At 69.2% G+C, this 24,632-nt stretch carries 25 protein-coding genes and 1 pseudogene; 14 read left to right on the forward strand and 12 right to left on the reverse strand.

Annotated elements, in window-relative coordinates; genetic code table 11:
* The first annotated feature begins 75 nt into the window (after nucleotides 1–75).
* Nucleotides 76–1,293 carry a DUF2252 family protein gene (locus tag GQ56_RS0104145; protein WP_031397448.1) on the forward strand — a complete coding sequence of 406 codons (1,218 nt, stop codon included), beginning with the start codon at nucleotides 76–78 and terminating at the stop codon, nucleotides 1,291–1,293.
* Between the two features lie 25 nt (nucleotides 1,294–1,318).
* On the opposite strand, the gene GQ56_RS0104150 is transcribed toward GQ56_RS0104145, so the two are convergent.
* Nucleotides 1,319–2,653, reverse strand: a complete 1,335-nt coding sequence (locus tag GQ56_RS0104150) for a type II toxin-antitoxin system HipA family toxin (RefSeq protein ID WP_031397449.1) — start codon at nucleotides 2,651–2,653, stop codon at nucleotides 1,319–1,321.
* A 2-nt stretch (nucleotides 2,654–2,655) separates the two neighbouring features.
* A complete protein-coding gene (locus tag GQ56_RS0104155; protein ID WP_031397450.1) occupies nucleotides 2,656–3,084 on the reverse strand; it encodes a helix-turn-helix domain-containing protein in 429 nt (142 codons plus the stop codon).
* Nucleotides 3,085–3,141: 57 nt separating this feature from the next.
* Between GQ56_RS0104155 and GQ56_RS47010 the strand changes: the two are divergent.
* Nucleotides 3,142–4,321: pseudogene (locus tag GQ56_RS47010) on the forward strand (helix-turn-helix transcriptional regulator).
* A 63-nt stretch (nucleotides 4,322–4,384) separates the two neighbouring features.
* On the opposite strand, the gene GQ56_RS0104165 reads toward GQ56_RS47010, so the two are convergent.
* Nucleotides 4,385–5,050 (reverse strand): cation diffusion facilitator family transporter, encoded by a 666-nt coding sequence (locus tag GQ56_RS0104165; protein WP_031397451.1) that lies wholly within the window; start codon nucleotides 5,048–5,050, stop codon nucleotides 4,385–4,387.
* Between the two features lie 92 nt (nucleotides 5,051–5,142).
* Nucleotides 5,143–6,039, reverse strand: coding sequence for a LysR family transcriptional regulator (locus GQ56_RS0104170; protein WP_031397452.1), 897 nt, complete (start codon nucleotides 6,037–6,039; stop codon nucleotides 5,143–5,145).
* A gap of 123 nt (nucleotides 6,040–6,162) precedes the next feature.
* Between GQ56_RS0104170 and GQ56_RS0104175 the strand changes: the two genes are divergently transcribed.
* From GQ56_RS0104175 to GQ56_RS0104190, 4 genes are all read left to right on the forward strand, one after another.
* Nucleotides 6,163–7,443, forward strand: coding sequence for an MFS transporter (locus GQ56_RS0104175; protein ID WP_031397453.1), 1,281 nt, complete (start codon nucleotides 6,163–6,165; stop codon nucleotides 7,441–7,443).
* Between the two features lie 64 nt (nucleotides 7,444–7,507).
* Nucleotides 7,508–8,398 (forward strand): amidohydrolase family protein, encoded by an 891-nt coding sequence (locus GQ56_RS0104180; RefSeq protein ID WP_034199407.1) that lies wholly within the window; start codon nucleotides 7,508–7,510, stop codon nucleotides 8,396–8,398.
* 8 nt (nucleotides 8,399–8,406) lie between these two features.
* Nucleotides 8,407–9,294, forward strand: coding sequence for an isocitrate lyase/PEP mutase family protein (locus GQ56_RS0104185; RefSeq protein ID WP_031397455.1), 888 nt, complete (start codon nucleotides 8,407–8,409; stop codon nucleotides 9,292–9,294).
* Nucleotides 9,295–9,373: 79 nt separating this feature from the next.
* Complete coding sequence (locus GQ56_RS0104190) at nucleotides 9,374–10,702, forward strand: MFS transporter (protein ID WP_052007150.1); 1,329 nt, start codon at nucleotides 9,374–9,376, stop codon at nucleotides 10,700–10,702.
* Between the two features lie 16 nt (nucleotides 10,703–10,718).
* On the opposite strand, the gene GQ56_RS45835 is transcribed toward GQ56_RS0104190, so the two are convergent.
* From GQ56_RS45835 to GQ56_RS0104210, 4 genes are all read right to left on the reverse strand, one after another.
* Entirely contained in the window at nucleotides 10,719–10,949 is a 231-nt protein-coding gene (locus GQ56_RS45835; RefSeq protein ID WP_031397457.1) for a hypothetical protein, read from the reverse strand.
* Nucleotides 10,950–10,951: 2 nt separating this feature from the next.
* Entirely contained in the window at nucleotides 10,952–11,323 is a 372-nt protein-coding gene (locus GQ56_RS0104200) for a DUF4156 domain-containing protein (protein ID WP_031397458.1), read from the reverse strand.
* Nucleotides 11,324–11,545: 222 nt separating this feature from the next.
* Nucleotides 11,546–12,193, reverse strand: coding sequence for a response regulator (locus tag GQ56_RS0104205; protein ID WP_031397459.1), 648 nt, complete (start codon nucleotides 12,191–12,193; stop codon nucleotides 11,546–11,548).
* Complete coding sequence (locus GQ56_RS0104210; protein ID WP_031397460.1) at nucleotides 12,190–13,647, reverse strand: sensor histidine kinase; 1,458 nt, start codon at nucleotides 13,645–13,647, stop codon at nucleotides 12,190–12,192. Before GQ56_RS0104210 ends, GQ56_RS0104205 begins: the two co-directional genes overlap by 4 nt.
* Before the next feature lie 484 nt (nucleotides 13,648–14,131).
* Between GQ56_RS0104210 and GQ56_RS46340 the strand changes: the two genes are divergently transcribed.
* The 6 genes from GQ56_RS46340 to GQ56_RS0104240 all read left to right on the forward strand — a co-directional run bounded on the left by GQ56_RS46340 (nucleotide 14,132) and on the right by GQ56_RS0104240 (nucleotide 18,514).
* On the forward strand, nucleotides 14,132–14,800 hold the full coding sequence (locus GQ56_RS46340) for a hypothetical protein (protein WP_235212622.1): 669 nt from the start codon (nucleotides 14,132–14,134) through the stop codon (nucleotides 14,798–14,800).
* A gap of 447 nt (nucleotides 14,801–15,247) precedes the next feature.
* Complete coding sequence (locus GQ56_RS0104220) at nucleotides 15,248–15,559, forward strand: BufA1 family periplasmic bufferin-type metallophore (RefSeq protein WP_031397462.1); 312 nt, start codon at nucleotides 15,248–15,250, stop codon at nucleotides 15,557–15,559.
* 51 nt (nucleotides 15,560–15,610) lie between these two features.
* Nucleotides 15,611–16,504: an MNIO family bufferin maturase gene (gene bufB / locus GQ56_RS0104225; protein ID WP_152601638.1), complete on the forward strand. Its 894-nt coding sequence runs from the start codon at nucleotides 15,611–15,613 to the stop codon at nucleotides 16,502–16,504.
* Nucleotides 16,494–17,273, forward strand: a complete 780-nt coding sequence (locus tag GQ56_RS0104230) for an HvfC/BufC N-terminal domain-containing protein (protein WP_031397464.1) — start codon at nucleotides 16,494–16,496, stop codon at nucleotides 17,271–17,273. The genes bufB and GQ56_RS0104230 overlap by 11 nt, the downstream gene beginning before the upstream one ends.
* A 5-nt stretch (nucleotides 17,274–17,278) precedes the next feature.
* Nucleotides 17,279–17,782, forward strand: a complete 504-nt coding sequence (locus GQ56_RS0104235; RefSeq protein ID WP_031397465.1) for a DoxX family protein — start codon at nucleotides 17,279–17,281, stop codon at nucleotides 17,780–17,782.
* A gap of 90 nt (nucleotides 17,783–17,872) precedes the next feature.
* Nucleotides 17,873–18,514 carry a DUF1109 domain-containing protein gene (locus tag GQ56_RS0104240; RefSeq protein WP_031397466.1) on the forward strand — a complete coding sequence of 214 codons (642 nt, stop codon included), beginning with the start codon at nucleotides 17,873–17,875 and terminating at the stop codon, nucleotides 18,512–18,514.
* A gap of 16 nt (nucleotides 18,515–18,530) precedes the next feature.
* Here the strand turns inward: GQ56_RS0104240 and GQ56_RS0104245 are convergent, their stop codons facing one another.
* Nucleotides 18,531–19,172 carry a DUF1109 domain-containing protein gene (locus tag GQ56_RS0104245; protein ID WP_031397467.1) on the reverse strand — a complete coding sequence of 214 codons (642 nt, stop codon included), beginning with the start codon at nucleotides 19,170–19,172 and terminating at the stop codon, nucleotides 18,531–18,533.
* The gene (locus tag GQ56_RS0104250) at nucleotides 19,169–19,714 is read right to left on the reverse strand and encodes a sigma-70 family RNA polymerase sigma factor (protein WP_034199428.1); all 546 of its coding nucleotides are present in this window, start codon (nucleotides 19,712–19,714) and stop codon (nucleotides 19,169–19,171) included. The genes GQ56_RS0104245 and GQ56_RS0104250 overlap by 4 nt, the downstream gene beginning before the upstream one ends.
* A 444-nt stretch (nucleotides 19,715–20,158) precedes the next feature.
* Between GQ56_RS0104250 and GQ56_RS0104255 the strand changes: the two genes are divergently transcribed.
* Nucleotides 20,159–20,752, forward strand: a complete 594-nt coding sequence (locus tag GQ56_RS0104255) for a TetR/AcrR family transcriptional regulator (protein WP_031397469.1) — start codon at nucleotides 20,159–20,161, stop codon at nucleotides 20,750–20,752.
* 44 nt (nucleotides 20,753–20,796) lie between these two features.
* Here the strand turns inward: GQ56_RS0104255 and GQ56_RS40610 are convergent, their stop codons facing one another.
* Nucleotides 20,797–21,279, reverse strand: coding sequence for a 3'-5' exonuclease family protein (locus GQ56_RS40610; RefSeq protein ID WP_235212623.1), 483 nt, complete (start codon nucleotides 21,277–21,279; stop codon nucleotides 20,797–20,799).
* A gap of 409 nt (nucleotides 21,280–21,688) precedes the next feature.
* On the opposite strand from GQ56_RS40610, the gene GQ56_RS0104265 reads away from it, so the two are divergent.
* Entirely contained in the window at nucleotides 21,689–22,708 is a 1,020-nt protein-coding gene (locus GQ56_RS0104265) for a DNA-binding protein (RefSeq protein ID WP_031397471.1), read from the forward strand.
* An 85-nt stretch (nucleotides 22,709–22,793) separates the two neighbouring features.
* Here the strand turns inward: GQ56_RS0104265 and GQ56_RS0104270 are convergent, their stop codons facing one another.
* A complete protein-coding gene (locus tag GQ56_RS0104270) occupies nucleotides 22,794–24,365 on the reverse strand; it encodes a hypothetical protein (RefSeq protein WP_031397472.1) in 1,572 nt (523 codons plus the stop codon).
* Nucleotides 24,366–24,632: the final 267 nt, after the last annotated feature.

Genomic DNA, 24,632 nt, shown 5'->3' on the forward strand with positions numbered 1-24,632 from the left:
TTGAAGGAACATGTCGATGAACGGCGTCGTGCCGAAGCGGCAGGCCGCCCACCACGCGTCCATCAGGAGAACCGCATGGCCAGCCAGTCGCCGCCGAAGCACAAACGTCTTCCGAAACCCGCCGAGCGCCAGGCGATCCTGACCGGGGAGCGCCGCCGGAAGATGGCGCGCTCGCCGCACGCGTACGTGCGCGGCAACACGGCGCGCTTCTACGAATGGCTCGTCGAAACCAACGGCAGCGCGCTGCCGCACGGGCCGTCGATCTGGATCTGCGGCGATTGTCATACCGGCAATCTCGGCCCGGTCGCGAACAGCGAAGGGAAGGTCGACGTGCAGATCCGCGATCTCGACCAGACGGTCGTCGGCAATCCCGTTCACGACCTGATCCGCCTCGGGCTTTCGCTCGCGACGGCCGCGCGCGGGTCCGCGCTGGCGGGCCTGACGATCGTGCACATGATGGAGTCGATGACGGCCGGCTACGCGTCCGCTTTTGGCAGCCGCAAGGCAAAGCGGCCCGAGCGCCCCGATCCGGTCCACGTCGTGATGAAGCGCGCCGTGCGCCGTTCGTGGCGGCAGCTTGCCGCCGAACGCATCGACGGGCCGGCACCGACGATCCCGCTCGGCCGCCGCTTCTGGCCGCTGAGTGCGCCGGAATCGCGCGCGATCGGCGCGCTGTTCGGCGACGAGGCGATCGCGGCGCTCGCCACCGGCCTCAAGGGCCGCAACGACGCGGGCAAGGTCGACGTGCTCGACGCGGCGTACTGGGTGAAAGGCTGTAGCTCGCTCGGCCGGCTGCGGTACGCGGTGCTGCTCGACATCGACGGCGAGGTGAGCGACGGCGACGACCTGTGCCTGATGGACATCAAGGAAGGCGTGACGGCCGCCGCGCCGCGCGATGAAACGGCCGCGATGCCGCGCGACAACGCGGAGCGGGTCGTGGAAGGGGCGCGGCACCTGTCGCCGGCCCTCGGCGAGCGGATGCGCGCCGCGCGCCTGCTCGATCGCGCGGTCGTGATCCGCGAACTGCTGCCGCAGGATCTGAAGCTCGACATCGATCGGCTCGCCGAGGGCGACGCATGCGACGTCGCCCGCTATCTCGGCATGGTGGTCGGCGTCGCTCACGCACGGCAGATGGACAAGCCGACGCGCGAGGCATGGCGTGCAGAACTCGGGCGCAACCGCGCGAAGACGATCGATGCGCCGATGTGGCTGTGGAACAGCATCGTGCAGCTCGTGAGCAGCCACGAAGCGGGGTACCTGGAGCATTGCCGGCGCTTTGCCGCCGGCGAGTAGCGGGGCGCCGCGAGCGGCGTCGGCGCTACCCGGCGGCGCCCAGCTTGCGGCTCTGGCGGCGCATGCCGTCGAAGATCGCGTCCGCGACGTCCGCCGGAAAATCAGCCGGGATCTGCGCGGCGGCTGCCGCGATCGCGGCCTCCGTGCGCGCGGCGACGGCCGCCATCGCGGCGCGTACGTCGTCTTCGGTCAGGCCGACGCGCTGGCCCTGCGCGATCCAGTGGCGCGGCTGGATCTCGCCGATCACGTAGTGGCGGTTCTTCCCGCACACGGCCATCGCGAGCCGCGCGCGGCGCGGCGGCAACTGGTTGCGGCGCGTGCCGATGATCGGATGCGCGGACAGCACGTCGTACAGCGGCGTGCTGCGATACGTGTTGCCGGGCAGGTGCGCGATGCTGAAGTTCTTCGCGTGGCCGTCGATCGCCGCCAGCACCCAGAACACGAGCTGCGCGACGAAGAAATTCGTCCGGTCGTGCGCGGCGCCGGCCGAATTCGCGAGGATGCCCATGATCGCTTCGATGCCCGGGCCGCCGTCGGACTCGTATTTCGCGCCCGACGGCGTGCCGGTCGCCTGGCACATGTCCTCCTGCGGCAACCTCAGGATCCACGAGCCGTCGCGCGACGGACGGCGGTCGAAGCGCTCGACGATCAGCGCCTTCTGGTCGTCGAACATGCCGATCTCGTACGGCGCGACCGGCAGGCCGTATTCGGCGACGAGCTTCGAGCACAGCCATTCGTTCTCGACGGACGTCCGCATGTCGGCCTGCATGTTCCCGACACGCCCGAGCGGCAGCTTGAAGATGTGCGTCGTCGGCGTGCTGCCCGACGGCCGCAGCCAGCGCTTTCCGTGGCGCAGCAACGCGGTCTTTTCCTGCGCGCCGGCGATCGACAGGCGCAGGTCGCCGTCCGGCCCGGCGTCGCCGGGCAGCGGCGCGGCGGTCGCGTGGCGCAGCACGTCGGCAACGGCTGCGTCGTCGAGCGTCACGCCGTCGATCGCCTCGAGATCGACGGGCGTTTCGCCGGGCGGCAGCATCTGGATCGCGCCGACGCAATCGCGGCCGATCGACGCGAGCAGTTCGAACGGCGCCGTCGAGCCGAGCCGGTAGCGCTGCGCGATACGGCGGCGGATCGGCTCGCTGTCGGGCAGCAGGTTGTCGAAGTAATCGGCGACGATCGCGCCCTGGTGCGGCTGGTTGCCGGGCGTGAAGGGCAGCGACAGCGACAGCGGCCGCCCCTGCGGATCGTCGAGCCAGCCCGGCAGGTAGACGAGACGCTCGACGCCGCGCCGGACTTCCCAGCAGCCGACCGGAATGCCGTTCATCCACAGGTCGAGCCGGTCGTGGCGGGCACGCGCGGCCATCGTCACCAGTCCTCCCGTTTCGACACCCGCGGCTTGCCCGGGGTGGCTGCTGCCGGCTGCTTGCGCGCGGCGCCGGCCGGGTTTCCGGCCGGGATTTTCGCGGCCGTCGCGGCGCGCGCCGGATCGGGTGCGCGTTTGCGCGCGGCCGGCTTGCGAACCGCCGGCGCGGCATCGGGTGTCGGTTCGGGTTCGGCCGATGGCGCGGACGCGTCCTGCGTGCCGAGGGCGAGCGTCATGCGGACCCCCAGCGTGTTCAGCACCTTGAAAAGCCGTTCGATGCTGACCGCCGACGGGTTGGCCTCGAGCTGCGCGTAGGATTGCTGCGTGACGCCCAGGCGGGCGGCCAGTTGCGCCTGGGTGAGCCCCGCCGATTTCCGGAAGCCGATGAGGATCGGGCGCAACTGGGTCAAGGTCTGGACAGGAAAGGCCATCGGGCGCTCCGCTGGATGACAGGCGATCGCTTGTATTCGAAAAATACAGTCTATGGCATGTATCGTCAAAATACAAACCTGGGACTGTATTCAACAAAAACAAACGATAGCCTGTTGTTCGGCGAGCTGATGGCGCGCATTTATCAGGGGCCGCTGGAGACGCCGCCGTGGGCCGGCGCGCTCGAACGGGTCCGTCGCTGGCTGCAGGCGAACTACGTGACGCTGATCCTGCGTGCGGCCGCGAGCGACCGCCGCGCGCCGCTGTCCGTGCACGCATCGGAATTCGGCCCGGTCGTGCCGGGCGACGGCGAGGCGTCGTACAACAACTATTACTATTCGCTCGACCCGTTCGTCGGCCTGCCGGCCGACCGCGTGGTGACGGTCGACGACGTGTTCGGCGACACGGGCTGGCTGTCGAGCGAGCTGTACAAGCAGTTCCTGAAGCCGCAGGACGTGCGCTACATCCTAAGCGCGGACCTGCGTGCGCCGTCGGGCGTCGAATGCCGGTTCCGCGTGTGCCGCAACCACGCGTCGAAGCAGTTCTCCGCGCGCGACAAGGCGATCTGCGCGCTGCTGCTGCCGCACCTGAAGCGCGCGGTCGAACTGCATTCGCGGCTCGACACGGCCGAGGTCGAGCGCTCGATCTATGCGAACGCGATCAACCGGATGCAGATCGGCACGATCACGCTCGACGAGAACGGCACGATCATCGACCTGAACAGCGTGGCCGACGAGATCCTGAAGCAGAACAACGGTCTGACGATTGCGCGGCACGATCGAGGCGACCGACGCACTGGAGAACCGCACGCTGAAGCGGCTGATCCGCCACGCAGTGATGGGGCACCACGGCACGGCCGCCGCGACGGTCGAGGCGATGCCGATCACGCGCGGCTTCGACAAGCCGCGCCTCGGGCTGCTGGTGCGCACGGTGCTGTTGTCCGACTGGTCGGAGGACAACAAGCGGCGGCCGGCCGTCACGCTGTTCCTGCTCGATCCCGACCGCAAGCCGCAGGGTGCGCAGGAGATCATCCGCAAGCTGTTCGACCTCACGCCGGCCGAGACGTCGCTCGCGCTGTTGCTGACGAACGGGCTGACGCTCGAGGAAGCGGCGGAGGAATCGGGGATCAGCAAGAACACGGCGCGCACGCACCTGCGCGCGATCTTCTCGAAGACGGGTGTCACGCGGCAGGCGACGCTCGTGCGGATCCTGCTCGGAAGTGTCGTGCCGCTCGGTTAGGCGTCAGGCTGCCGTCGCAAGCGCCGCGCCGGACCCGGCCGCATGCACGTGACGATACGGCGTTCACAACCCGCGCGTCGACCGGCCCGCCCAGGCCGCCAGCGCCGGCCATTGCGCGCAGCCGCGCCGGATGAAGCCGGCGCCGGTCCGGATCACGAGTGCGCCGATCGCGAGGGCGGCCAGATCGTCGAGACGGCCGAGGCCGACCCATGCCGCGCTCATCGCGAGCGCCGCCAGCAGCGACGACAGCGCATCGGTCCGAACGTGCCAGGCGCTCGCCTCCAGCAGCGTGGAGCCCGTCTCGCGCGCCTTGCGCAGCATCCATTGCGACAGCACGGCCTTGCCGGCGAGCGTGACGGCGACCAGCGCGAGCGTCACCGTGCCCGGCTGTACGACGGGAGGCGCCGCGAACCGGCTGGCGGCGTGCCAGATCATTTGCGCGCCGGTGGCGGCGAGCAGCGCGCCGAGGCCCGCGAGCGCGAGCGGTTCGTAGGTCGGGCGCCGCTCCGGCGGCAGGCGGGCGTCGAGCCGGCACGCGACGAGGATCAGCACATCGGCCGCGAGGTCGATCGCGGCGTGCGCAACGTCGGCGAGAAGCCCCGACGAATGCGCGGACAACGCCGCGGCCGTCTCCGCGACGAGCAGCAACAGGTTGATCGCCAGGCTGGCGGCAAGGGCGCGGGACGTGGCCGCATAGATGTGGGGCGTGGCGCGCGACGAGCGCTGCATGGTGTTTTTGTCTGTCGATAGCGTGGGTCAGACCCGAACGCTACCGGTCAACGGTGGCAGATCGATGACGATGCCACGCGCGGCGCGGCGGGTCAGCGCGGCACGTCCGCCGACGGCAGCAGCGCGGCGAAGCGATCCGCGAGCGTCGGGCGCGACCGCGCGGGCCAGATCGCGCCGAGTTCGAACAGCGGCAGCGCGCCGCCGTCGCGGACGGCGCTGTAGTCGACGCCTTCGAATGCAAACGTATGGATCGAATGCGGCAGCAGCGACACGCCGCACCCGGCGGCCACGCACGAGATCACGGTCAGGGTGCGGTTCACGTCGAGCACGATGTCGACCGGATGCCCGGCCTGCCGGAACGCGCTCAGGATGCCCGCGCGAATCAGCGGCAACTGGTCGTGCGGAAACCAGACGAGGCCGACGGCGGCGAGATCCTGCAGCGTCACCGTGCCGTCGGGCTGGCGCCGGAACTCCTTCGGCAGCACGGCGACGAGCGGGTCGCGCCGGATCAGCTTCTCGCGCATCCGGCCGTTGACCGCGACCGGCGTGTGCAGCAGACCGATGTCGATCTCGCCGCGCTCGAGGGCGATCGCCTGCTCGGCATTGCTCATCTCGCGCATCACGAGCTCGACGTCGGGCGCGCTTTCGCGCAGCGCGCGGATCGCGCGCGGCAGCGTGTCGAACAGCGCGGCGCTGACGAACCCGATCGTCAGGCGCCCGGCGCGCTGGGCGCCGATCTCGCCGGCCCGGTGCGCCGCCGCGTCGAGCCGCGCGAGGCTCAGGCGCAGATCGTCGACCATCGCGAGACCGGCCGCCGTCAGCGTCGCCCCGCGCCGCGAACGGTCGAACAGCCGGACCCCGAGTTCCTTCTCCATCCGGTTCAGCGCCTGGCTGAGCGCCGGCTGCGCAATGCCCAACTCGCTGGCCGCACGCGTGAAGCTGCCGGTATCGACGATCGCGAGGAAGTAGCGGACGTGCCTGATTTCCATAAGCTCGCGTTATGAATAATTATTCAAAACATAGTAGCGAATTATCCCCATGCTTCATAGGATGCACATCGGGCCACAACATCCCGCACCCGGCGGCGGAACGACGACACGAGGAGACCTGCATTGAACTGGACCCGCGAGCTATCGACGACCGAACGGCGCACGTTGCGCGGCTGCTTTGCCGGCTGGGCGCTCGACGGCCTCGACACGCAGATGTTCAGCCTCGTGATCCCCGCGCTGCTCGCGACCTGGGGAATCGGCAAGGGGCAGGCCGGGCTGATCGGCGGCGCGACGCTCGTGTCGGGCGCGCTCGGCGGGCTGCTGGCCGGCGTGATCGCCGACCGCTACGGTCGCGTGCGGGCGCTGCAGATCACCGTGTGCTGGTTTTCGCTGTTCACCTTCCTCAGCGCGTTCGCGCAAAGCTTCGAACAATTGCTGGTGCTGAAGGCGCTGCAAGGGCTCGGATTCGGCGGCGAATGGACGGCGGGCGCGGTGCTGCTGGCCGAAACGGTCGGCGCGCGCCATCGCGGCAAGGCAATGGGCGTCGTACAGAGCGCATGGGGCTTCGGCTGGGGCGGCGCCGTGCTGCTGTACATGCTGGTGTTCGCGTGGCTGCCGGCCGAATGGGCGTGGCGCGTGCTGTTCGCGATCGGCGCGCTGCCCGCGCTGCTTGTGCTGTACATCCGCCGCGCGATTCCCGAGCCGCCGCGCGCGACGCCGGCAGCGGCGGCGAGCGAAGGCGAAGGGCCGACGGTCGGCATCTTCGACCGCTCCGTGCTGCGCGCGACGGTGGTCGGCGGGCTGATCGGCGTCGGCGCGCACGGCGGCTATCACGCGATCACGATCTGGCTGCCGACCTACCTGAAGACCGAACGGCACCTGTCGGTGCTCGGCACCGGCGCGTATCTCGCGGTCGTGATCGTCGCGTTCATCTGCGGCTGCTTCGTCAGCGCGTACCTGCAGGACCGGATCGGCCGCCGCCGCAACGTGATGCTGTTCGCCGCGTGCTGCGCGGTGACGGTAAACCTGTACGTGTTCCTGCCGCTGAACGACGTCGCGATGCTGCTGCTCGGCTTTCCGCTCGGCCTGTTCTCGGCCGGCATCCCGGCGACGCTCGGCACGCTGTTCAACGAGCTTTACCCGCGCAACGTACGCGGCCGCGGGGTCGGCTTCTGCTACAACTTCGGCCGCATCGTGTCCGCCGGCTTTCCGGTGCTGGTCGGGCGCATGGGCGAGTCGCTGCCGCTCGGCACCGCGCTCGGCATCGACGCCGGCATCGCGTACGGGCTGGTCGTGATCGCGGTGTGGTTCCTGCCCGAAACGCGCAGCCGCGGGCTGTCCGGCGCGGCGCCGGGCGACGACGCACCGGCCGAACGCCAGCCGCGCGCCGGGGCGTCGCTGTAGGTTGCGCCGCTTCCCGTCATCGCATCGCCCGGCACCGCGGCCGGGCGCCTCTTGCAGACTCGTCATGGATCGCCCCGTGAATCACTTCGTCGAACCGGATCAGGCCGCGCCGTCGCTGGACGCGTGGTACGCAGCGAACCCCGCCGTTGCCGCCGTCGATGCCCATGCGCACGTGTTCGCGCGCGGCCTGCCGCTCGCGCCGGTGGTCCGCCATGCGCCCGACTACGACGCGCCGCTCGAGGCGTACGTCGCGCACCTCGCCGCGCACGACATCACGCACGCGGTGCTGGTCCAGCCGAGTTTCCTCGGCACCGACAACACGTTCTTCGTCGACGTGCTGCGCCGTTACCCGCGCCGCTTTCGCGGCGTCGCCGTGGTCGATCCGGCCATTCCGGACGACGATCTCCTCGCGCTCGACCGCGCGGGCGTGGTCGGGATGCGGCTGAACCTCGTCGGGCTGCCGATCCCGGATTTCGGCGCGCCCGCATGGCGCGCGCTGTTCGCCCGCATCAACGCGCTCGGCTGGCACGTCGAGATCCATCGCGGCATCGAGGATCTGCACGCGATCACCGCGCCGTTGCTCGCGCAGTCGTGCACGCTCGTGATCGACCATTTCGGCCGCCCGTCGCCCGCGCTCGGCGAGCGTGCGCCCAGCTTCCGCCGCATGCTGTTGCTCGCGGATACCGGCCGCGTGTGGGTCAAGCTGTCCGCGGCGTATCGCAACAGCGTGGCCGGCGACGGCGCGATCGACGCGTTCGGCGCCGCGCGCGCGCTGCGCACCGCGTTTACGGCCGAGCGGCTGGTGTGGGGCAGCGACTGGCCGCACACGCAGCATCGCGAGCGCGTCGGTTTCGACGCCGCCTATGCCGCGCTGGTGCGCTGGCTGCCCGACCCCGGCGAGCGCCTGCGCGTGCTGCGCGACTCGCCCCGCATCCTGTTTCGTTTCGACCAATGAGGCTATCCATGTCCGATCACACCGCAGTTCGTCGCGCCGGGTTCCGGCGCAGCATCGCCGCCCGCCAGGGGCTGCTCGTCGCCGGTACGTTCAACGCGCTCAGCGCCCGGGTCGCGGCCGATCTCGGCTTCGGCGCGCTGTACCTGAGCGGCGCCGGCGTCACCAACATGTCGCTCGGCCTGCCCGATCTCGGCTTCGTCGGCCTGGGCGAGCTGGCCGAACACACCGCGCGCGTGCGCGACGCGGTCGAACTGCCGCTGATGGTGGATGCCGACACGGGGTTCGGCAACGCGCTGAACGTGCTGCACACGGTGCGCACGCTGGAGCGCAGCGGCGCCGACGCGATCCAGCTCGAGGACCAGGTGCTGCCGAAGAAATGCGGTCATTTCGCGGGCAAGGAAGTGATTCCGGCCGGCGAGATGGTCGGCAAGCTGAAGGCTGCCGTCGACGCGCGCGTGGACCCGAACCTGCTGATCGTCGCGCGCACCGATGCGGCCGCGGTTCACGGCATCGACGACGCGATCGAGCGCGCCCACCGTTATGCGGAAGCGGGCGCCGACGTGCTGTTCATCGAGGCCATGGATACGCCGCAGGACGTCGAGCGGCTGCCGGCGCTGTTCGACACGCCGCAGCTCATCAACATCGTGATCGGCGGCAAGACGCCGACGCGCTCGCGCGACGAACTGGCGCGCCTCGGCTACGGCGTGGTGCTGTATGCGAACGCGGCGCTGCAGGGCGCGGTGCGCGGGATGCAGGCCGCGCTGACCGCGCTGCGCGACACCGGCCGGCTCGACGAGGATCCCGCGCTGGTCGCGCCGTTCGCCGAACGGCAAAGGCTCGTCGACAAGCCGCGCTTCGACGCGCTCGACGCCCGCTACGCGGCCGACCGCGCGTAGGCCGCGGGCACGGGCGGCACCGGCTGCCGCCCGACGGACACGAACACACGAGCACAAGAACACAGGACAGGAGACCTCCGTGGCAATTTCCCCCACCGAAGCGGCCGGCGAGCCGCCGCGCATCGGTTCGATCGTCGGCGGGCTGGCCGGCAACCTGATCGAGTGGTACGACTTTCTCGCGTACAGCATCTTCTCGATCTACTTCGCGCCGGCGTTCTTTCCGGCCGACCGGCCGACCGTGCAACTGATGAACACCGCGGCGATCGCGGCCGTCGGGTACGTCGCGCGGCCGGCGGGAAGCTGGCTCGTCGGCCTGTATGCGGACCGGCGCGGGCGCAAGGCCGCGCTGACGAAATCGGTGCTCGCGATGTGCGCCGGGTCGCTGCTGATCGCCGTCACGCCCGGCTATTCGACGATCGGCGTGCTCGCACCGGCGCTGCTCGTCGCCGCGCGGCTGCTGCAGGGGCTCAGCATGGGCGGCGAATACGGCACCAGCGCGACCTACCTGAGCGAGATCGCGCCGGCGAACCGGCGCGGCTTCTACGTCGGCTTCCTGCAGGTGAGCGTGGTCGCCGGCCAGCTGGTCGCGCTCGGGCTGATGCTGGCGATGCAGCGGATCTTCGCCGGCACGCACGACCTCGAACGCTGGGGCTGGCGGATTCCTTTCTTCGTCGGCGGCATGCTCGCGCTGTTCGCGCTCTACATGCGCCGCAACGTCGTCGAGAGCGACGCGTTCGTCGCGAGCCGGGCGCGCGCGGCGAAGACCCGCGTGACGGCCGATCTCGCCGCTCACTGGCGCGAACTGCTGCTCGCGATCGGCATCACGATCGGCGGCACCGTCGCGTTCTACACGTACACCGTCTACATGCAGAAATACCTGGTCAACTCGGTCGGGCTGCACAAGGAAACGGCGACCTGGATCTGTACCGTCGCGCTGCTGCTGTACATGCCGCTGCAGCCGCTGTTCGGCCTCGTGTCGGACCGCGTCGGCCGCCGGCCGGTGCTGCTGTGGTTCGGGATCGGCGGCACGCTGCTGTCCGTGCCGATCTTCACGGCGCTCGGTCACGTGCACGATCCGCTTGCCGCGTTCGCGCTGGTGTTCGCGGGGCTCGTCGTGCTGAGCGGGTTCACGTCGGTGCACATGCTGGTCAAGGCCGAGCTGTTTCCGCCGCAGATCCGCGCGCTGGCCGTCGGGCTGCCTTACGCGCTGACGACGGCAATCCTCGGCGGCACGACCGAATTCGTCGCGCTGCGGCTGAAGGCGGGCGGCAACGAGACGATGTTCTTCTGGTACGTCGCGGCCTGCGCGGCGATTTCGCTGTTCGTGTACTGGCGGATGCCGGAGACGCACCCGGCGAAGCGCGAGCCCGAGGCCCTGTCTCCGGTCGGGGCGCCGGCGCCGCGCTGAACCGGCGCCGGCGGCGTTACCGGGTCTGTTTCTGTTGCGCCTGCTGCGCCGCGAGTGGCGTCACGGGCGTCGCGCTGCGGGCCGCGCCGTCTCGCGGCGCGACGCCCGGCCACGACGCGGCGCACTGCATCCCGGGCGGCGGCGCCGGCAAGCCGCCCGTCATCACGGGTTCGGCGCGGTCACGGCCGCAGCCCGGCAGCCAGCCGGACACGCCGAGGCTCCATATCAGGGTCGCGAACAGGCGCATCGTCACGCTCCGTTGCCCGGGCAGCGGTACACGCTGCCGGTCAACGTGACGCCGGTCTGCCGCAGGAAACCGCCGTCGGTGCCGTCGAAACTGCCGCTCTGCGCGGCGCGCTGCGTCAACAGCACCACCAGGTTGCCGCCAAGCGCGGCGGCGCGGTTCTTCAGGTCGTGACGCGCCCCCGTCTCGAGCGACGTGTCCGGGATGAAGCCGCCGGTCAGGAAATTGCCCTGGCTGCCGGTCACGTCGCCGAGATAGCGGCAAGCGGCACCCGGGTCGGTCGTGACGACGCGCACTTCGCGGCCCGCGGAAGACAGCGCGAGCGGCGCGCATGCCGCCAGCGCGGCAGGGAGGAACAGCAGCCAGACAGGTCTCATGTTTCCGCCGTATCGAATGCGCGTGATCGCGCGACAGCGTCACTCTACGGACAGCGGCCACACGGCACATCGGGCGAAGGTTGTGCGCCCGGGCGGAAAAGCGTACGACCAAAGTCGCAGACGCAACCCGCCGAGCAGGCGGATGGGCGCGCGCTGCGGCTTGCGGGGCAGGGCGCCGGACGGGCGGCCGGTACGCTGGCCTCGAGCGGCCGAGCCCGGTGCTCAGGGCTTCGGCGCCATCAGGCCTTCCCGCCAGGCGAGCGCGACGGCCTGCGTGCGATCCGACAGGTGCAGCTTCGACATCACGTTGCCGAGATGCGTCTTGACGGTCTTTTCCGTGATGCCGAGCGTCGCGGCGATGCGTGCATTGCTGCCGCCTTCGGCCAGGCAGCGCAGCACTTCCAGTTCACGCGTGGTCAACGCGGCGAACGGGCTGTGCGGCGGCTTGCGCAATGCGCCGATCATGCGCTGCGCGATGCCGGGATGCAGGGTCGGCTCGCCGTGGACGGCTGCATGGATCGCCTGCAGCAGCCGCTCGCCGCGTATCGATTTCAGCAGGAACGAATCGGCGCCGGCATCGAGCGCGGCGAGTGCGAGCGCATCGCTGTCCGACGACGTCAGCACCATGATGTGTGTGGCGCGACTGGCGTCCCGAATCGCGCGGATCGCGGCGGGCACGCCGGCGTGCCCCATGCCGGGCATCATCAGGTCGAGCAGCAGCACGTCGGGACGATGCGCGCGCACCTGCTCGATCGTCGAGTCGCCGTCGTCGGTTTCCGCGACGATCGTGAACGACGTATCGAGCCGCAACAGCCCGCGGATGCCTTCGCGCACGACCGCGTGGTCGTCGGCGATGAGAATGGTGGTCATGCCGTCTCCATTGGGTCGAAATGGACGGTCACGCGCGTGCCGTCCGCGCCCGACGCGATGTCGAGCATGCCGCCGGGCAGCGCGTCGGCGCGCCAGCGCAGGTTGGCGAGCCCCATGCCGACCGGCACCGCCGCCGGATCGAAGCCGCTGCCGTCGTCGCGCACGATCCAGCGCCAGCGCGACGACGGCGCACCGGGCGCCGCGTGTCCGGCGCCGTCCGTTTCGCATGCGATGCCGATCCGGCGGCAGCCGCTGTGGCGCAGCGCATTCGCCGCCGCCTCGTGGGTGATCATCAGCAGTTCGTGCGCGGCCGCCGGATGCGCATCGAGCGCGTACGCCGCGCCTTCGGGCAGGTCGAGCGACCAGTCGATGCCCGAGCCGGCCAGCAGGTCGCGCACCGCATGCGACACGGCCGCGCGCAGGCCGTCCTCTGCGATGGCCGGCAGGCTGAAGCCGGTCACCACGTTGTCGAGATCCTGCTGGAGATGATCGGCGAGGCGTCGCGCCGCACCAACGGTCGGCAACAGGTCCGGATGCCGTTGCGCCTCGTATTCCAGCTCGGTCAGCTTGAGGCCGAGCACGAAGCTGCGCTGCTTCGCGGTGTCGTGCAGGTCGCGCGCGATCCGCGTGCGTTCGACCGATACGGCGAGCGCTTTCTGCATCCCGAACGCACGCGCGAGCGCATCGGCCATCCGGTTGAAATGCGCGGCCAGCGCGCCGAGTTCGTCGCCCGACGCATCGGCGATCCGGGCCGACAGATCGCCGGCCGCCCAGCGGTCGGCCGCGGCCGTCATCCGCCGCACGCGCCGCACCAGCAACCAGACCAGCAGCCCCGCGAAGCTTGCGCCCATCGCGCCGAGATAGAGCACGGTGCGCATCAGGTCGTACGCCGATGCATCGTCCGCGATTTCGTAGTGAAGCTGCCAGCCCGGCCAGTAATGGACGCCGATCCACGCGATCGCGCCGCCGGCCAGCGGGACGCGCGTGACGATGGCCCAGTCTCCGTCGCGGCGCAGCATCGGGTCGGACGCGGCCGGCGCGACCGCTGCGGATGCGAACGCGTCGGACAGCAGCGGCGACGCGGCCGGCGCGGTGGCGCATCCACCGCCATCCGGGCGCGCAATGCGCACCTGCAACCGGCCGGTGCCGAAGAAGCTCATCATCGGCGCGAAATCCATCACGTCGCGCGTGCCGTCCCGTGCGATTTGCCAGAACATCGCGTCGGCCGCGGCACGGCATGCGACCGGGTCGCGCAGGTCGACGGCGCCGGCCGATGCGGCCAGTGCGGGGCGGTCGAGGTTGCCGAGAAAACGGCGGATGTCGCTTTCGGCGTGGGTGCGCCACAGCACGCTCGTCAGCACCGACGACAGCACCATCGCCACGAACCCCACGACGATGAAGGTCGGCACGAGCTTGACGAACAGGCCACGGAAGCGGATCCGGAACAGGCGCAACGCGGGCTCCTGGTTTTTCGTTTTCCACCGGCGCGCCGGATGGGCGCCGACGGCGTGGCGAAGCAGGGCGACAGGCTTCGGTCGCGCCATCTTGACGGTTTTTTGCGGCGGTTGCAGAGGCGTTTCGTTCGGACGGGCGGGATGGCCCGGGCGGAGGAACCGGCAGCCGGCATGCCGGCGGGAATGCGTGCGGGCGGGTCGACGGCGCGACGCCGGGTTCGTTTGTGCGCCAATGAACCGCGCCGTATGATGACGCGTTCCATGCGGCTCTCGGTCAGGGGCATGCGGCCCGGCGGCGCGTGGATCGTCCTTGCCGTGTCCTGCGTCTTCGGCACGGAAGCGCCCCAATGCCCCGGATTGCCGGTCCTGGTCCCGGTCGCAGTCGAATGGAGAACATCGGATGAAGCTTCAAGCCGGCTACGACCTGACGTTTCGGCATGTCCGACGGCATGCGGAAGGCCTTGCGTACGATGTCGGGTTTCACGTGTATCAGCGTCACGACGGGACATTCATACTCGGCTACGAAGTCGTGCAACAGGCAAGCCAACTCCGATTCGGAAGCGGGGCCCACCGGCTGGACTTCGACGGCACGCGCGAAGAAGCGGAAGCATTCGCGCGCACCTATCTGGAATGGGTCATCGACAACCTGCCGGACTCGAACGGCTGGGACAGCGGCATGCGAACAGGCGAACGCGCCGGCTATCGGATCGTCGAATGGAACGACGGAACGGACGGGGATCTCGAGAACCTGGTTCTGCGCTGCCCCGAACTCGTCGTCGGACGGTATGTGGCAATCGCGAGTTGCGACAGCGGCCCGTACACGCCAACCGACGGGGAATTCGCGGCGGGTTGGTCAAGAATCGGCAGTCTCGCGTTGAGTCCCCCGGTCGAAACGCCGTCGCGGCTTCCGATGCCCGGTTTTGACGAGTGGTACGTGTACGACACGCCGGGCAGGGGCGAGCCGCACGCCAACTTCGTGAATCGCGTCGGCTTCAGTCCGCTCGACGTCGATGACAGGGACACGGATGCATTCTGGGAACAGGTCGTCAAGCTGGCGCCGCTGCACGTGCTTGGAGCAGGCACGCCGCATTTGTTCCTGGTCACGCGCGACGACGCGCTGTTCCAGGCGGTACTTCAGGGCGCAAAGCCCTGAGGGCGACGCCCGTCGAGGTTCCACAGCAGTCTCCGGCGTCATCGAGACGCCGCGTCCATGGCCACGCCCGCAGGAACGCCGACGAAGCCCCGTCGCGCAACGCATCGCGCAGTTTTCGCGTGAAAACGTCCGCCCGGACAATCGCGATGCCGACTTCAATGGATCAATGAACCTGCCGGGCGCCGGCTTCGCCCGCGCACGCGGCCTCTCCGTGCCCCCGATTGACCTCCGGTCAAGCCGCCGATGCAGCGACGGGTAGCCGCTAAGGAGCGCACGGCCCGCATCTCGGCGACTCGCCGGCGGCGCTGTCGCTTGCAGCGGGCTTCGGCCGGCCGGACCCACCGGCAAGAAAATATTTTTCGCCCGCTGTAACCGGCCGCGCCGATCGCACGAATTAACTTGCGTACCCACGACGGGTACCTTCCAGCTCAATCATCGGAGAACACCATGTCGGCAAAACTCTCGCTCCAAACCGCGCTGCTCGTCGGCGCCGTCGCCAGCCTCGTCGCCTCGGTTGCGCATGCCGCACCGCTCACGAAAGCCGAGGCCGACGCCGCCGTCGCCGCCCACAAGGAGAAGTGTTTCGGCGTCGCGCTGAAGGGACAGAACGACTGCGCGGCCGGCCCCGGCACCACCTGCCAGGGCACCTCGACCGTCGACTTCCAGGGCAACTCGTGGAAGTTCGTTCAGGGCGGCACGTGCACCAGCATCCAGGTGCCGGGTGGCAATCACGGCTCGCTCACGCCGATCAAGTCGTAACGCACGTCGGCAAGAGGAAATCGGGAGGCGATCGTGAACCATTCAATCAGCATGACGAAGCAATCCGGCCATGACCGCCTCCGCCGCGTGCCGCCGCTCGTCGGCACGAGCTTCAAGCCTCGCCACCTCGAGGACATCCTTCGCGACGGGCTTCAGGACGGTTTCTTCGAGGTGCATGCGGAAAACTACATGGGCGAGGGCGGGCCGCCGCACCGGGCGCTGCGCGCGTTGCGCGAAACCTACCCGGTTTCCGTGCACGGCGTGTGCCTGTCGATCGGCGGGCCGTCGCCGCTCGATCCGCATCACCTCGCGCGCTTCCGCGACGTGGTCGCGCGTTACGAGCCCGTGCTCGTTTCCGAGCATCTCGCGTGGTCGTCGCACGGGGGCGCCTTCTACAACGACTTGCTGCCGCTGCCGTACACGCGTTCGACGCTCGACCGGGTCTGCGCGCACGTCGACGAGGTTCAGGCGGCGATCGGGCGCCCGCTGCTGCTCGAGAATCCGTCGACCTACGTCGGATTCGCGTCGTCCACAATGAGCGAAACCGAATTCATCTCGGCGGTCGTCCGGCGTACCGGGTGCGGCCTGCTGCTCGACATCAACAATGCGTTCGTGTCGGCGACCAATCACGGGGGCTCCGCCGCCGACTATCTCGCGGCCCTGCCGCTCGAACGGGTCGGCGAGATCCATCTGGCCGGACACAGCGAACAACGCGACGACGAGGACGAACCGCTCCTCATCGACAGCCACGATCGCCCGGTCGCCGGCCCCGTGTGGGCGCTGTACGCAGGCGTGATCGCGCGTACCGGCCCGGTGCCGACGCTCGTCGAATGGGACAGCCAGCTTCCCGACTGGCCCGTGTTGCGCGAGCAGGCGCTCGAAGCCCGCCGGATCATGGCCGCTTCCGCCGCATCGTCCGTGGAGATGGCCGATCATGCGTGCTGATGCCACCCCGACCGATTACGCGTGCGCGTTCGCGCCGGGCCTCACGAATCCGGCGATCGACGCGCCGGACGACGCGATCGCCTACGGGGGCAAGCGCGTCGCCCGCCGCTACGACGTCTACCGCAACAACGTGACGGTCAGCCTGATCGACGCGCTCGCCGCGGTGTATCCGTCGGTGCAGCGTATCGTCGGCGTGGAGTTCTTTCGCGCGATGGCGCGCTTCCACGTGCGCGAAACGCCGCCCGTGTCGCCGCTGCTGTTCGAATACGGGCGCGATTTCCCGGACTTCATCGCCAATTACGAATATGCGCGCTCGATGCCGTGGCTCGCGGATACCGCCCGTATCGAGCGCGCGTGGCTCGACGCGTATCACGCGGCCGATCTGCCGATACTCACCGCCGATGCGTTCGCCGCGATCGCGCCTGATGAGCTGGCTGCGGTGCGTCTCGTTCCCCATCCGGCCACCCGCATCGTGCGCTCGCCGTATCCGGCCGTCGCGATCTTCGCGATGAACCGGGCCGACGGCCCCGTCACGCCGCTGTGTTCCGGCGAAGCCGAGGACGCGCTCGTCACGCGCCCGGCGCATGACGTGATCGTGTCCCGGCTCCCGCCCGGCGGCGCGGCATTCCTGATCAGCCTGATCGACGGCGCCTCGCTCGGCGACGCGGTCGCGATCGCCCTCGAAGACAATCCCGCCTTCGATCTCGCGGCCGGCTTGCACGGCATGATCGAAGCCGGCGTGTTTACCACCGTCCATTCCGGAGCCTGACCGCCATGTCCGATCTACATACCGCCGAACGCTCGCCGCTGCAGGCGCTCGCAATGCTCGTCAGCCGCGCGCGGCACGGCATCCAGTGGCTTGCCCGCCCGTGGCTCGCGCAACTCGCGCTGCGGCTTGCGCTCGCGGTGCCGTTCTGGAAATCCGGCATCCTCAAGTGGGACGGTTTCCTGCGGCTCAACGACACCGCGATCGATTTGTTCACGAGCGAATTCCAGCTGCATCTGCCGGGCGGCCCGTACCCGTTCCCCGCACCGGCCGTGTTCGCCTTCCTGTCCGGCTGCGGGGAAGTGCTGTTCCCGGTGCTGCTGGTGCTCGGCCTCGGGACGCGATTCGCGGCGGCCGGCCTGTTCGTGATGACCTGCGTCGTCGAACTGACGGTGCCGGACGGCTGGCCGATCCACCTGACGTGGGCCGCGATGGCGCTCGGCATCGCGGCGTGGGGCCCGGGCCGCCTCTCGATCGACCATCTGCTCGGCGATCGCGCACCGCGCGATTGAGCCGGCGGGGCTTCGCGACCCGGCGGGGCGCGGCGGATTCACGCGCCGCCGCGCCGGCCCGGAACGCAGCCCGATCTTCGCCTCTTCACGATGAAAACCCGAGACCTGGTCACGCGGCTGGCAGCGGATCTGAAGCCGGTCGAACCCGGCGCGGTTTCGCAGCGGCTTTACCGCGCGCTGGTTGTCGGCTTCTCCGGCAGCACCGCGCTGCTCGTTGCGCTGTACGGCATCCGCAGCGACATGCCGCAACTGATCCTGACGACGATGTTCTGGGCACGGCTCGCGTTCCCGCTCGCCGTCGTGTTCTCGGCGACGCGGCTCGCCGAACGCCTCGGCCGCCCCGGCGCGCAACTGAGCCCCGCCGGGCTCGCGACCGCGCTGCCGGTGGCCGCGATGCTGCTCGCCACGGGCGGCGTGCTGATCGCGACGCCGTCCGGCTACCGGCTGCAACTGGTACTCGGCACGACATGGCGGACCACCGTCGCGGACGTCGTGCTGCTGTCATTGCCGCCGCTCGCCGCCGCGCTGCATGCGATGAAGCGGCTCGCGCCGACGCGTCTCGTGCTCGCTGGCGCGGGCGCCGGCCTCCTGGCGGGCGCACAGGCGCTGATCGTCTATTCGCTCTATTGCGCCGAGATGTCGATACCGTTCTGGGGTGTCTGGTACGTGCTGTCGCTCATGTTGACGGTGGCCCTCGGCGCGACGCTCGCGCCGGTCTCGCTGCGCTGGTGACGCACCGGGCGCGCGCCTACCAGCGCAGCCAGACCGGCGCGACGAGTGCGCCGAACGCAGCCGGCAACACCATCCCGAGCAGATACCAGACGCTCCAGAATGCCGGGCTCATTTCCGGGCAGTGGAAGGAGTAGGCGATCGTCGCGATCGCGCTCGTGGCGAGTCCCGCCGCCGCGCCGGCGGAACGCAGCCGCGTCGGCGCCAGCCCGCGGATCGCGACGAACATCGCGACGAAACCGGGCACCGACAGCAAAACGATGTTGAACGGGCATACGCGCCACGTCTGACCGAGCACGACCGCGAGCCGGTCGCCGGGGTCCGCCGTCGCGACCACATAAAGGCCCGCGATCCAGACCGCCGCGATGCCGGCGCCGACGATCGGCCAGCCGGCGCCGACGGCCGCGCCGGGGCGGGCGAGCCGTACGGCCGCCACGATCGCGCCCGCGGCCACGCACAGCGGGAATGCGAGCTTCGCCCAGAAGAGCGGGGTGCGCATCACGGCCGACAGGTCGGGGCGCACGCCGAACGCGATCGTCATCAACAGCACGGCGCCCGCCGCGGCGATCGCGAGCGCGCCGGCCAGACGCCTGGCCGGTGCGCCGCGCTCGACGGGGGTGACGCCCGCCGCCAGCATGTCGATGAAATCGTCCGTTTTCATATCACTCCTCGCACGCGCGCCGCGAGTGCCTTCAGTCCCCTGTGGATGCTGACCTTGACGACGGATTCGGACGCGCCGATCAGTTGCGCCGCCTCGGCAACCGACAATCCCTGCAGTTTCACATGCAGGATCGACAGCCGCTGCTTGTCCGGCAAATGATCGAGCAACTGGCCGATGTCGCGATGCGCGTCGGACGCCTCGTCGTCGGGTTCGGAAAAGATTTCCGTGTGATCGTCGAGCGGATCGTGCAGCGCTTCGCGGCGGGCGCGCGTCCGGAAGAAATCCATCAGCTTGTAGCGCGCGATCGCATGCACCCATGCGGTCAGCGGTTCGTCCGCGCGATACGTATGACGTGCATTATGAACGGCGAGCAGGATCTCCTGCACGAGATCCTCGATGTCCGCGTCGAATTGCGGGATCCGCTTGCGGAGAAAGCCGCGCAAGTGACGGGTCAGCTCCGACAGGAACGACCGGTAATCCGGCGCATTGCCGGCGAGGCCGCTGACGAACAGCGCTCTCAGGCGGGATTCCACGGAATGCAAGATCGGGCCTCCGGCGCTATCGCGCCGAATCGGCTTGCCGCGGCCGCGCGACGTCTGGCGCGCCGGGGCCTCTGCGGCGTGCCGCTTGCGCCTGCGCGTGCGTCCGGAGCGCAAGCCCGCGATCGACCTGGTTCGATCCGTCTGCGCCGGCTACTCGCCCGTTCCCGATGTCCATGCCGCGGTTCCTTGTTCGATTCGACGTTCCGCCCGGGCCGATGCATCGGCCGGATACCGTAAGCGCCTGCGGCGACGAAACCGCGCGGCGCGATTCATTCGATCTCCCATGCCGGGAAATGGCCGATCGCAATCCAGGGTGCCCGGTGCTCCGCCGGTATGCCATCTTGGTGCACCAAGCAATTTTAGATCGACCGATCTAGAATATCGCGGTACCCGGCCCATTGCAATGCGGGGCGTTACGAGCGCCCGGCAAGGAGGAACACGATCATGGCCCGCCCACGGGAATTCGACGAATCGGCTGCGCTCGACGCCGCGGTCTACCGCTTCTGGGTCCACGGCTACGAGGCGACGTCGGTGCGCGAACTCGCGCAGGACATGGGCATCACGGGCGCGAGCCTCTACAACGCGTTCGGCGACAAACGCTCGCTGTTTCGGCGCGCGCTTTCGCACTATGTCGAACGCAGCTTTGGCGACCGCCAATCGCGGCTCGAGGCGACACTGCCGCCACGCGAGATCATCAAGGGCTTCTTTCGCGAGATCATCGACCGTTCAGTCGACGATGAGGATCGAAAAGGGTGCCTGCTGGTCAATTCGGCGCTCGAGGTCGCGCCGCACGACCCGGAATTCCGCACGATGATCGCCGGCGTGCTGGACAGGGTGCAGGCGTTCTTCCGGAACCAGATCGCCGCCGGCCAGTTGTCGGGGGACATCCCGGCCGACCGCTCGGCCGACGATCTGGCGAACCTGCTGCTCGGGGTGCACCTGGGCATCCGCGTACTTGCGCGCACGCGGCCGGAGCGCGCATTGCTCGAAGGGCTGGCGCGGCCGGCGCTCGCGCTGCTCGACGGCGGTGCGGACTGACAGGCGGTAGTGGCAAGGAGAGGCCCGGCGGTGGCGCCGGCCTGCTAGGCATCCGGGCCGGAGACATCCACGAGCGCCGCGCAGCAATTTGCCCGGGCGTCATGGAGTGCGTGATGCCGTCCGCCGTGTTGGCGGTAATACGCTTCCATCTTGTGGGGATCCAGCGCTGCGCCACCGAGATGGCTCGCCTGCCAACCCACCGGTACGTCTTCCAGCAGATCAACCAGCAGTTCCCAGTCTCCGCCGTAATCAAAGCACAGCATCCGTGGCCCGGATTCGCCCGAGAACTGATCGAGCCACGCGAGCAACGCATCGCGCAATTCCTCGCGCGTGAACACTCGGTCGGGGAATTGTCCCAGTTGCGGCAGGATGGCCGCACGCACAAATTCGCTGCAGCTCCGGAGATCGAAATCGGAGCGCTCCCCGTAAAACTCTCGCCCGTCGGCAGACACGATTGCGATGCTGATCAGATCGCAATCCAGAAAATCCGTGAACTCCGTGTCCACGTACAAGCGCAAGGGCGTCACATGCTCTCCGAGGGTGAGTAGGCATCGTACCTGGAGTACGGAATTCGGTGCCTGCGGCGCCCGCACGGGCAGGGCATCCCGTCACTCTCCGAGTCCGGTTATACATTTCCACAAAGCGCAGCGCCGGTTGCCGAACAGGCGATGCCATGTTCCAGATGCAAGCGACGCGTCTTCGAGTATCTCAGCGAAGCTGCCGGACCCTTCTGGGCAAGGGTTGGGGCGCTGAATCCAGTCTGACGGCAGATGCGAGGGCTGCAAAGCGGCACAAACAAACAGCTCGCATTCCATACACGGCACCGAACCACACAATCTCGACATTATAGAAATAATGTCAAAATTCAGAGGACGAATGATTGGATATCTACCGGTTTACGTTATATTATTTATCAAATCATCCGTGAACCCCACCATGTCCGATCTCGCCGCCGACGAATTCCGCCTGACCGCCGAAATCGAGCGCCTCAAGGCCGACTTCCCCAAAACCCGCGAGCTGTACCGCGAAGCCTGCGCGCTGCTGTTCTTCCGCTTCGGCATCACGCCCACCGCGAACCGTCTGTATCAGCTCGTCCGCAAGGGCAGCATGAGCACGCCGACGGCCGTCCTCGGCGAGTTCTGGGCCGAGCTGCGGGAAAAGAGTCGCGTGCGTATCGAGCACCCCGATCTGCCGGTCGATCTGCAGGCGGCGGCCGGCGAACTGGTCGCGGCGCTATGGAATCGCTCGAGCGCCGACGCTGCCGCCGCGCTCGACGCGCTGCGTACGGACGTCGAAGCCGAGCGGACGGCAGCGCACGCGGAAGTAGCGACGCTGCGGGCCGAACTCGCGCGCACCGAAACGGCACTGGAGCAACGCACGGCCGCGTTGCTGGCCGCACAGGTGCGTATCCAGGAACTGGAGCAGGCGAGGGCGGCGGACGATGCGTCGCGGCAAGCGCTGCAGGCGGATCTGGCGCGCCTGAAGGCCGACAACGCGGAAGGCGATCGCGCCCTTGCGCAGGCGCGCGCCGACTTCACCACTCAGCTCGACCTCCTGCGCGACGACGCCGGTCGCGCCGAGGAGCGCTTGCGCGCATCGGAGAAGCGGGCGCTTCAGGAGATCGATCGCGAGCGGCTTGCGGCCGCCCGGCTGCAAAAGGAACTCGACGCCATGGCGTCGCGCGCCGAGCAGCGCGACGCCCGGAACCGGAACGACACGGCCGCGTTGCAGGCGCAGCTCGGCGACGCGCTGCATCGATGCGGCGTGCTCCAGGGGCAGCTCGACGGCGCGCTGGCCACCGACGCGGCGCGCGGCAAGGAACTCGAGGATCTGCGACGGGAGATGGCCGTGCTCGCGAGACGGGCGCCGGCACGCGGCGTCAAGACGGCTCCGGCCGCGCAACGGAGCGAGCGACGGGCGCGCACGAGGCAGCGCGCCGGCGACGCATCGCGCTGACGCCGAAGCCGGCCGGCAACCGAGCAGGCGAAGCCGGCGGGATGCCACCCGCCCGACCGACCGCCTGTCCGGCTGCCGCCTCGACTCAGCTCAGCACGTACCTGGAAGGCAGCGGCGGCGCATCCGCCGGAATCGTGACGAGCGACGTGTTCAGCCAACCCTGCGGCGTGCCGTTCGACTGCGCATAGGCGCCGACGTACGGCATCATCCGCGTCGTCTGATAGACCTGCGGCGTCCAGCCCGCCGGCGCGAGGAAGATCGACGTCGCGCGCTTCTCGCTGTATGCGGACGCGCCGTACGTCGAGATATTCCACAGCGTCTGCTGATACGTCGCATAGTCGGCGTTGTGGCGCGAGCCGCCGGCCTGCCAGCCTTCGAGCTGAATGAACGTGTTGTACGTGCCGGCGCCCGCGAGCAGGTTGTTGACCGTACGCCCGTACAGGAACGACAGGATCAGGCCGCAGTTCGCCGGCGCGAAATCGCTGCCGACGCTCAGGTAGTAACGGCCGGTCGTATTCAGCACCGATGCGTAGTGCGAGTTGCCGATATCCGTCGACGTCGTCAGCCCGCTCGCCCCCATGAAGCTGTCGAACGCCTGCATCGTGACGCCTGCGGGGAGGTCGCTCGTCGCGCTGATCGCGACGATGTGCGAGCCGGCCGCCAGCAGCGTCAGGAACGCGGACAGCGTGCCTGCGATCCAGTTGCCCTGCGCATCGACGAACGGAAACGCCCGGTAGCCCGTCAGCGCGAAGACGGCCGGATCGGAGCCGGCCTGCCATGCGATCTGCGGCACCCACATCGTCAGCGGGCCGGTGCTCGATGCGCTGGACACGTATTGTTTCAGCGCGTCGATGAGCTGCGCGTCGGCCGCTGGCAGCACGCCGTACGCGGCGCCGCTCTGCCAGCGCTGCACCCATTGCGCGACGAACCCCGCGAGCTGGCCGCCGGTGAAATCGGCGGGCGGCACGTAACCGAGCGGCCCCGTGCCCTGGTAAGCGGACTGGATCGCCGCGGCCGTGCGCACGTTGGTGCCGAACATGCTGTTCGCGAAATCCTGGCAGTTGTTGGCCGGCGGCGTCGCGAGCTGCGCAAGCGGAACGACCCAGGCGCCGTTCGCGGTCGGGACGCCGCGATACAGCGTGAGATTGGCGACCGAGTCGTGTCCGGGAAACGTGGCGGCGTCCGCACCGGACACATAGCCGGCCGACGGCGTGACGCTGACGGTGGTCGGCTGCGATCCGAACGGGTGCGTGTACGAGATCGCGAACGACGCGTCGCCGCCGGCCAGGCCGAACGACCCCGTGCAGTCGCCCCAGCTGTTCGACGCACTCACGGCGGTCGATTGTCCGGTCGCGATCTGCGCCTGCGACGCCTGCGGTATCGAACCGCTCTGGCTCGCCGCGTTGCCGAAGGCGAGCGTCGACGACGGAATCGCGTTGACGACGTTGATCGTGATCGAGCGGTCGGCGATGCCGTAGCTGCGCGTGGACGCGTTGGCCGCGCCGGCGGCGGCGAACGACGATGCGGATGTCGGGCTGCCGTCGCCGCCGCAGGCAGCCAGTGAGCCGACGAGCGGCGACAGGGTCAGCGCGGCGCCGTGCTGGATGAAGCGCCGGCGATTCGGCGCGGACGGGCGTTCGGGTTTCGAAGCGGTCATGGGGCGTTCCTGGTCACGGGTTCGAGAGGAGGCAACGACGATCCGGCGCATTGCACACGTGTGCAATGCCGGCCGGGATACGGCGCCTGCCGGCACATGCGCCGCGCGTATTTATCCGGGAAATCGATGAAACGCCCGCGACGAAACCAAGTCGCTGATGTGACGGCGCGCACGCCGCCATGCGCGGGCAGGCCGGAACGGACGCCGCCTGGCATTGGGCGCCCGGCGGGGATCGGGTAAAGTGCCGCTCAACATGCCGGTTCGACG

It is taken from the genome of Burkholderia paludis (genome assembly GCF_000732615.1).
In the GTDB taxonomy this organism is placed as follows: Bacteria; Pseudomonadota; Gammaproteobacteria; order Burkholderiales; family Burkholderiaceae; genus Burkholderia; species Burkholderia paludis.

Bases quoted from the DNA above. Each gene is read 5' to 3' on its own strand.
- GQ56_RS0104145 (WP_031397448.1), top strand. From the start codon at position 76: ATGGCCAGCCAGTCGCCGCCGAAGCACAAACGTCTTCCGAAACCCGCC.
- GQ56_RS0104150 (WP_031397449.1), bottom strand. From the start codon at position 2,653: ATGGCCGCGCGTGCCCGCCACGACCGGCTCGACCTGTGGATGAACGGC.
- GQ56_RS0104155 (WP_031397450.1), bottom strand. From the start codon at position 3,084: ATGGCCTTTCCTGTCCAGACCTTGACCCAGTTGCGCCCGATCCTCATC.
- GQ56_RS0104165 (WP_031397451.1), bottom strand. From the start codon at position 5,050: ATGCAGCGCTCGTCGCGCGCCACGCCCCACATCTATGCGGCCACGTCC.
- GQ56_RS0104170 (WP_031397452.1), bottom strand. From the start codon at position 6,039: ATGGAAATCAGGCACGTCCGCTACTTCCTCGCGATCGTCGATACCGGC.
- GQ56_RS0104180 (WP_034199407.1), top strand. From the start codon at position 7,508: ATGGATCGCCCCGTGAATCACTTCGTCGAACCGGATCAGGCCGCGCCG.
- GQ56_RS0104185 (WP_031397455.1), top strand. From the start codon at position 8,407: ATGTCCGATCACACCGCAGTTCGTCGCGCCGGGTTCCGGCGCAGCATC.
- GQ56_RS45835 (WP_031397457.1), bottom strand. From the start codon at position 10,949: ATGCGCCTGTTCGCGACCCTGATATGGAGCCTCGGCGTGTCCGGCTGG.
- GQ56_RS0104200 (WP_031397458.1), bottom strand. From the start codon at position 11,323: ATGAGACCTGTCTGGCTGCTGTTCCTCCCTGCCGCGCTGGCGGCATGC.
- GQ56_RS0104205 (WP_031397459.1), bottom strand. From the start codon at position 12,193: ATGACCACCATTCTCATCGCCGACGACCACGCGGTCGTGCGCGAAGGC.
- GQ56_RS0104220 (WP_031397462.1), top strand. From the start codon at position 15,248: ATGTCGGCAAAACTCTCGCTCCAAACCGCGCTGCTCGTCGGCGCCGTC.
- bufB (WP_152601638.1), top strand. From the start codon at position 15,611: ATGACGAAGCAATCCGGCCATGACCGCCTCCGCCGCGTGCCGCCGCTC.
- GQ56_RS0104230 (WP_031397464.1), top strand. From the start codon at position 16,494: ATGCGTGCTGATGCCACCCCGACCGATTACGCGTGCGCGTTCGCGCCG.
- GQ56_RS0104235 (WP_031397465.1), top strand. From the start codon at position 17,279: ATGTCCGATCTACATACCGCCGAACGCTCGCCGCTGCAGGCGCTCGCA.
- GQ56_RS0104240 (WP_031397466.1), top strand. From the start codon at position 17,873: ATGAAAACCCGAGACCTGGTCACGCGGCTGGCAGCGGATCTGAAGCCG.
- GQ56_RS0104245 (WP_031397467.1), bottom strand. From the start codon at position 19,172: ATGAAAACGGACGATTTCATCGACATGCTGGCGGCGGGCGTCACCCCC.
- GQ56_RS0104255 (WP_031397469.1), top strand. From the start codon at position 20,159: ATGGCCCGCCCACGGGAATTCGACGAATCGGCTGCGCTCGACGCCGCG.
- GQ56_RS0104265 (WP_031397471.1), top strand. From the start codon at position 21,689: ATGTCCGATCTCGCCGCCGACGAATTCCGCCTGACCGCCGAAATCGAG.
- GQ56_RS0104270 (WP_031397472.1), bottom strand. From the start codon at position 24,365: ATGACCGCTTCGAAACCCGAACGCCCGTCCGCGCCGAATCGCCGGCGC.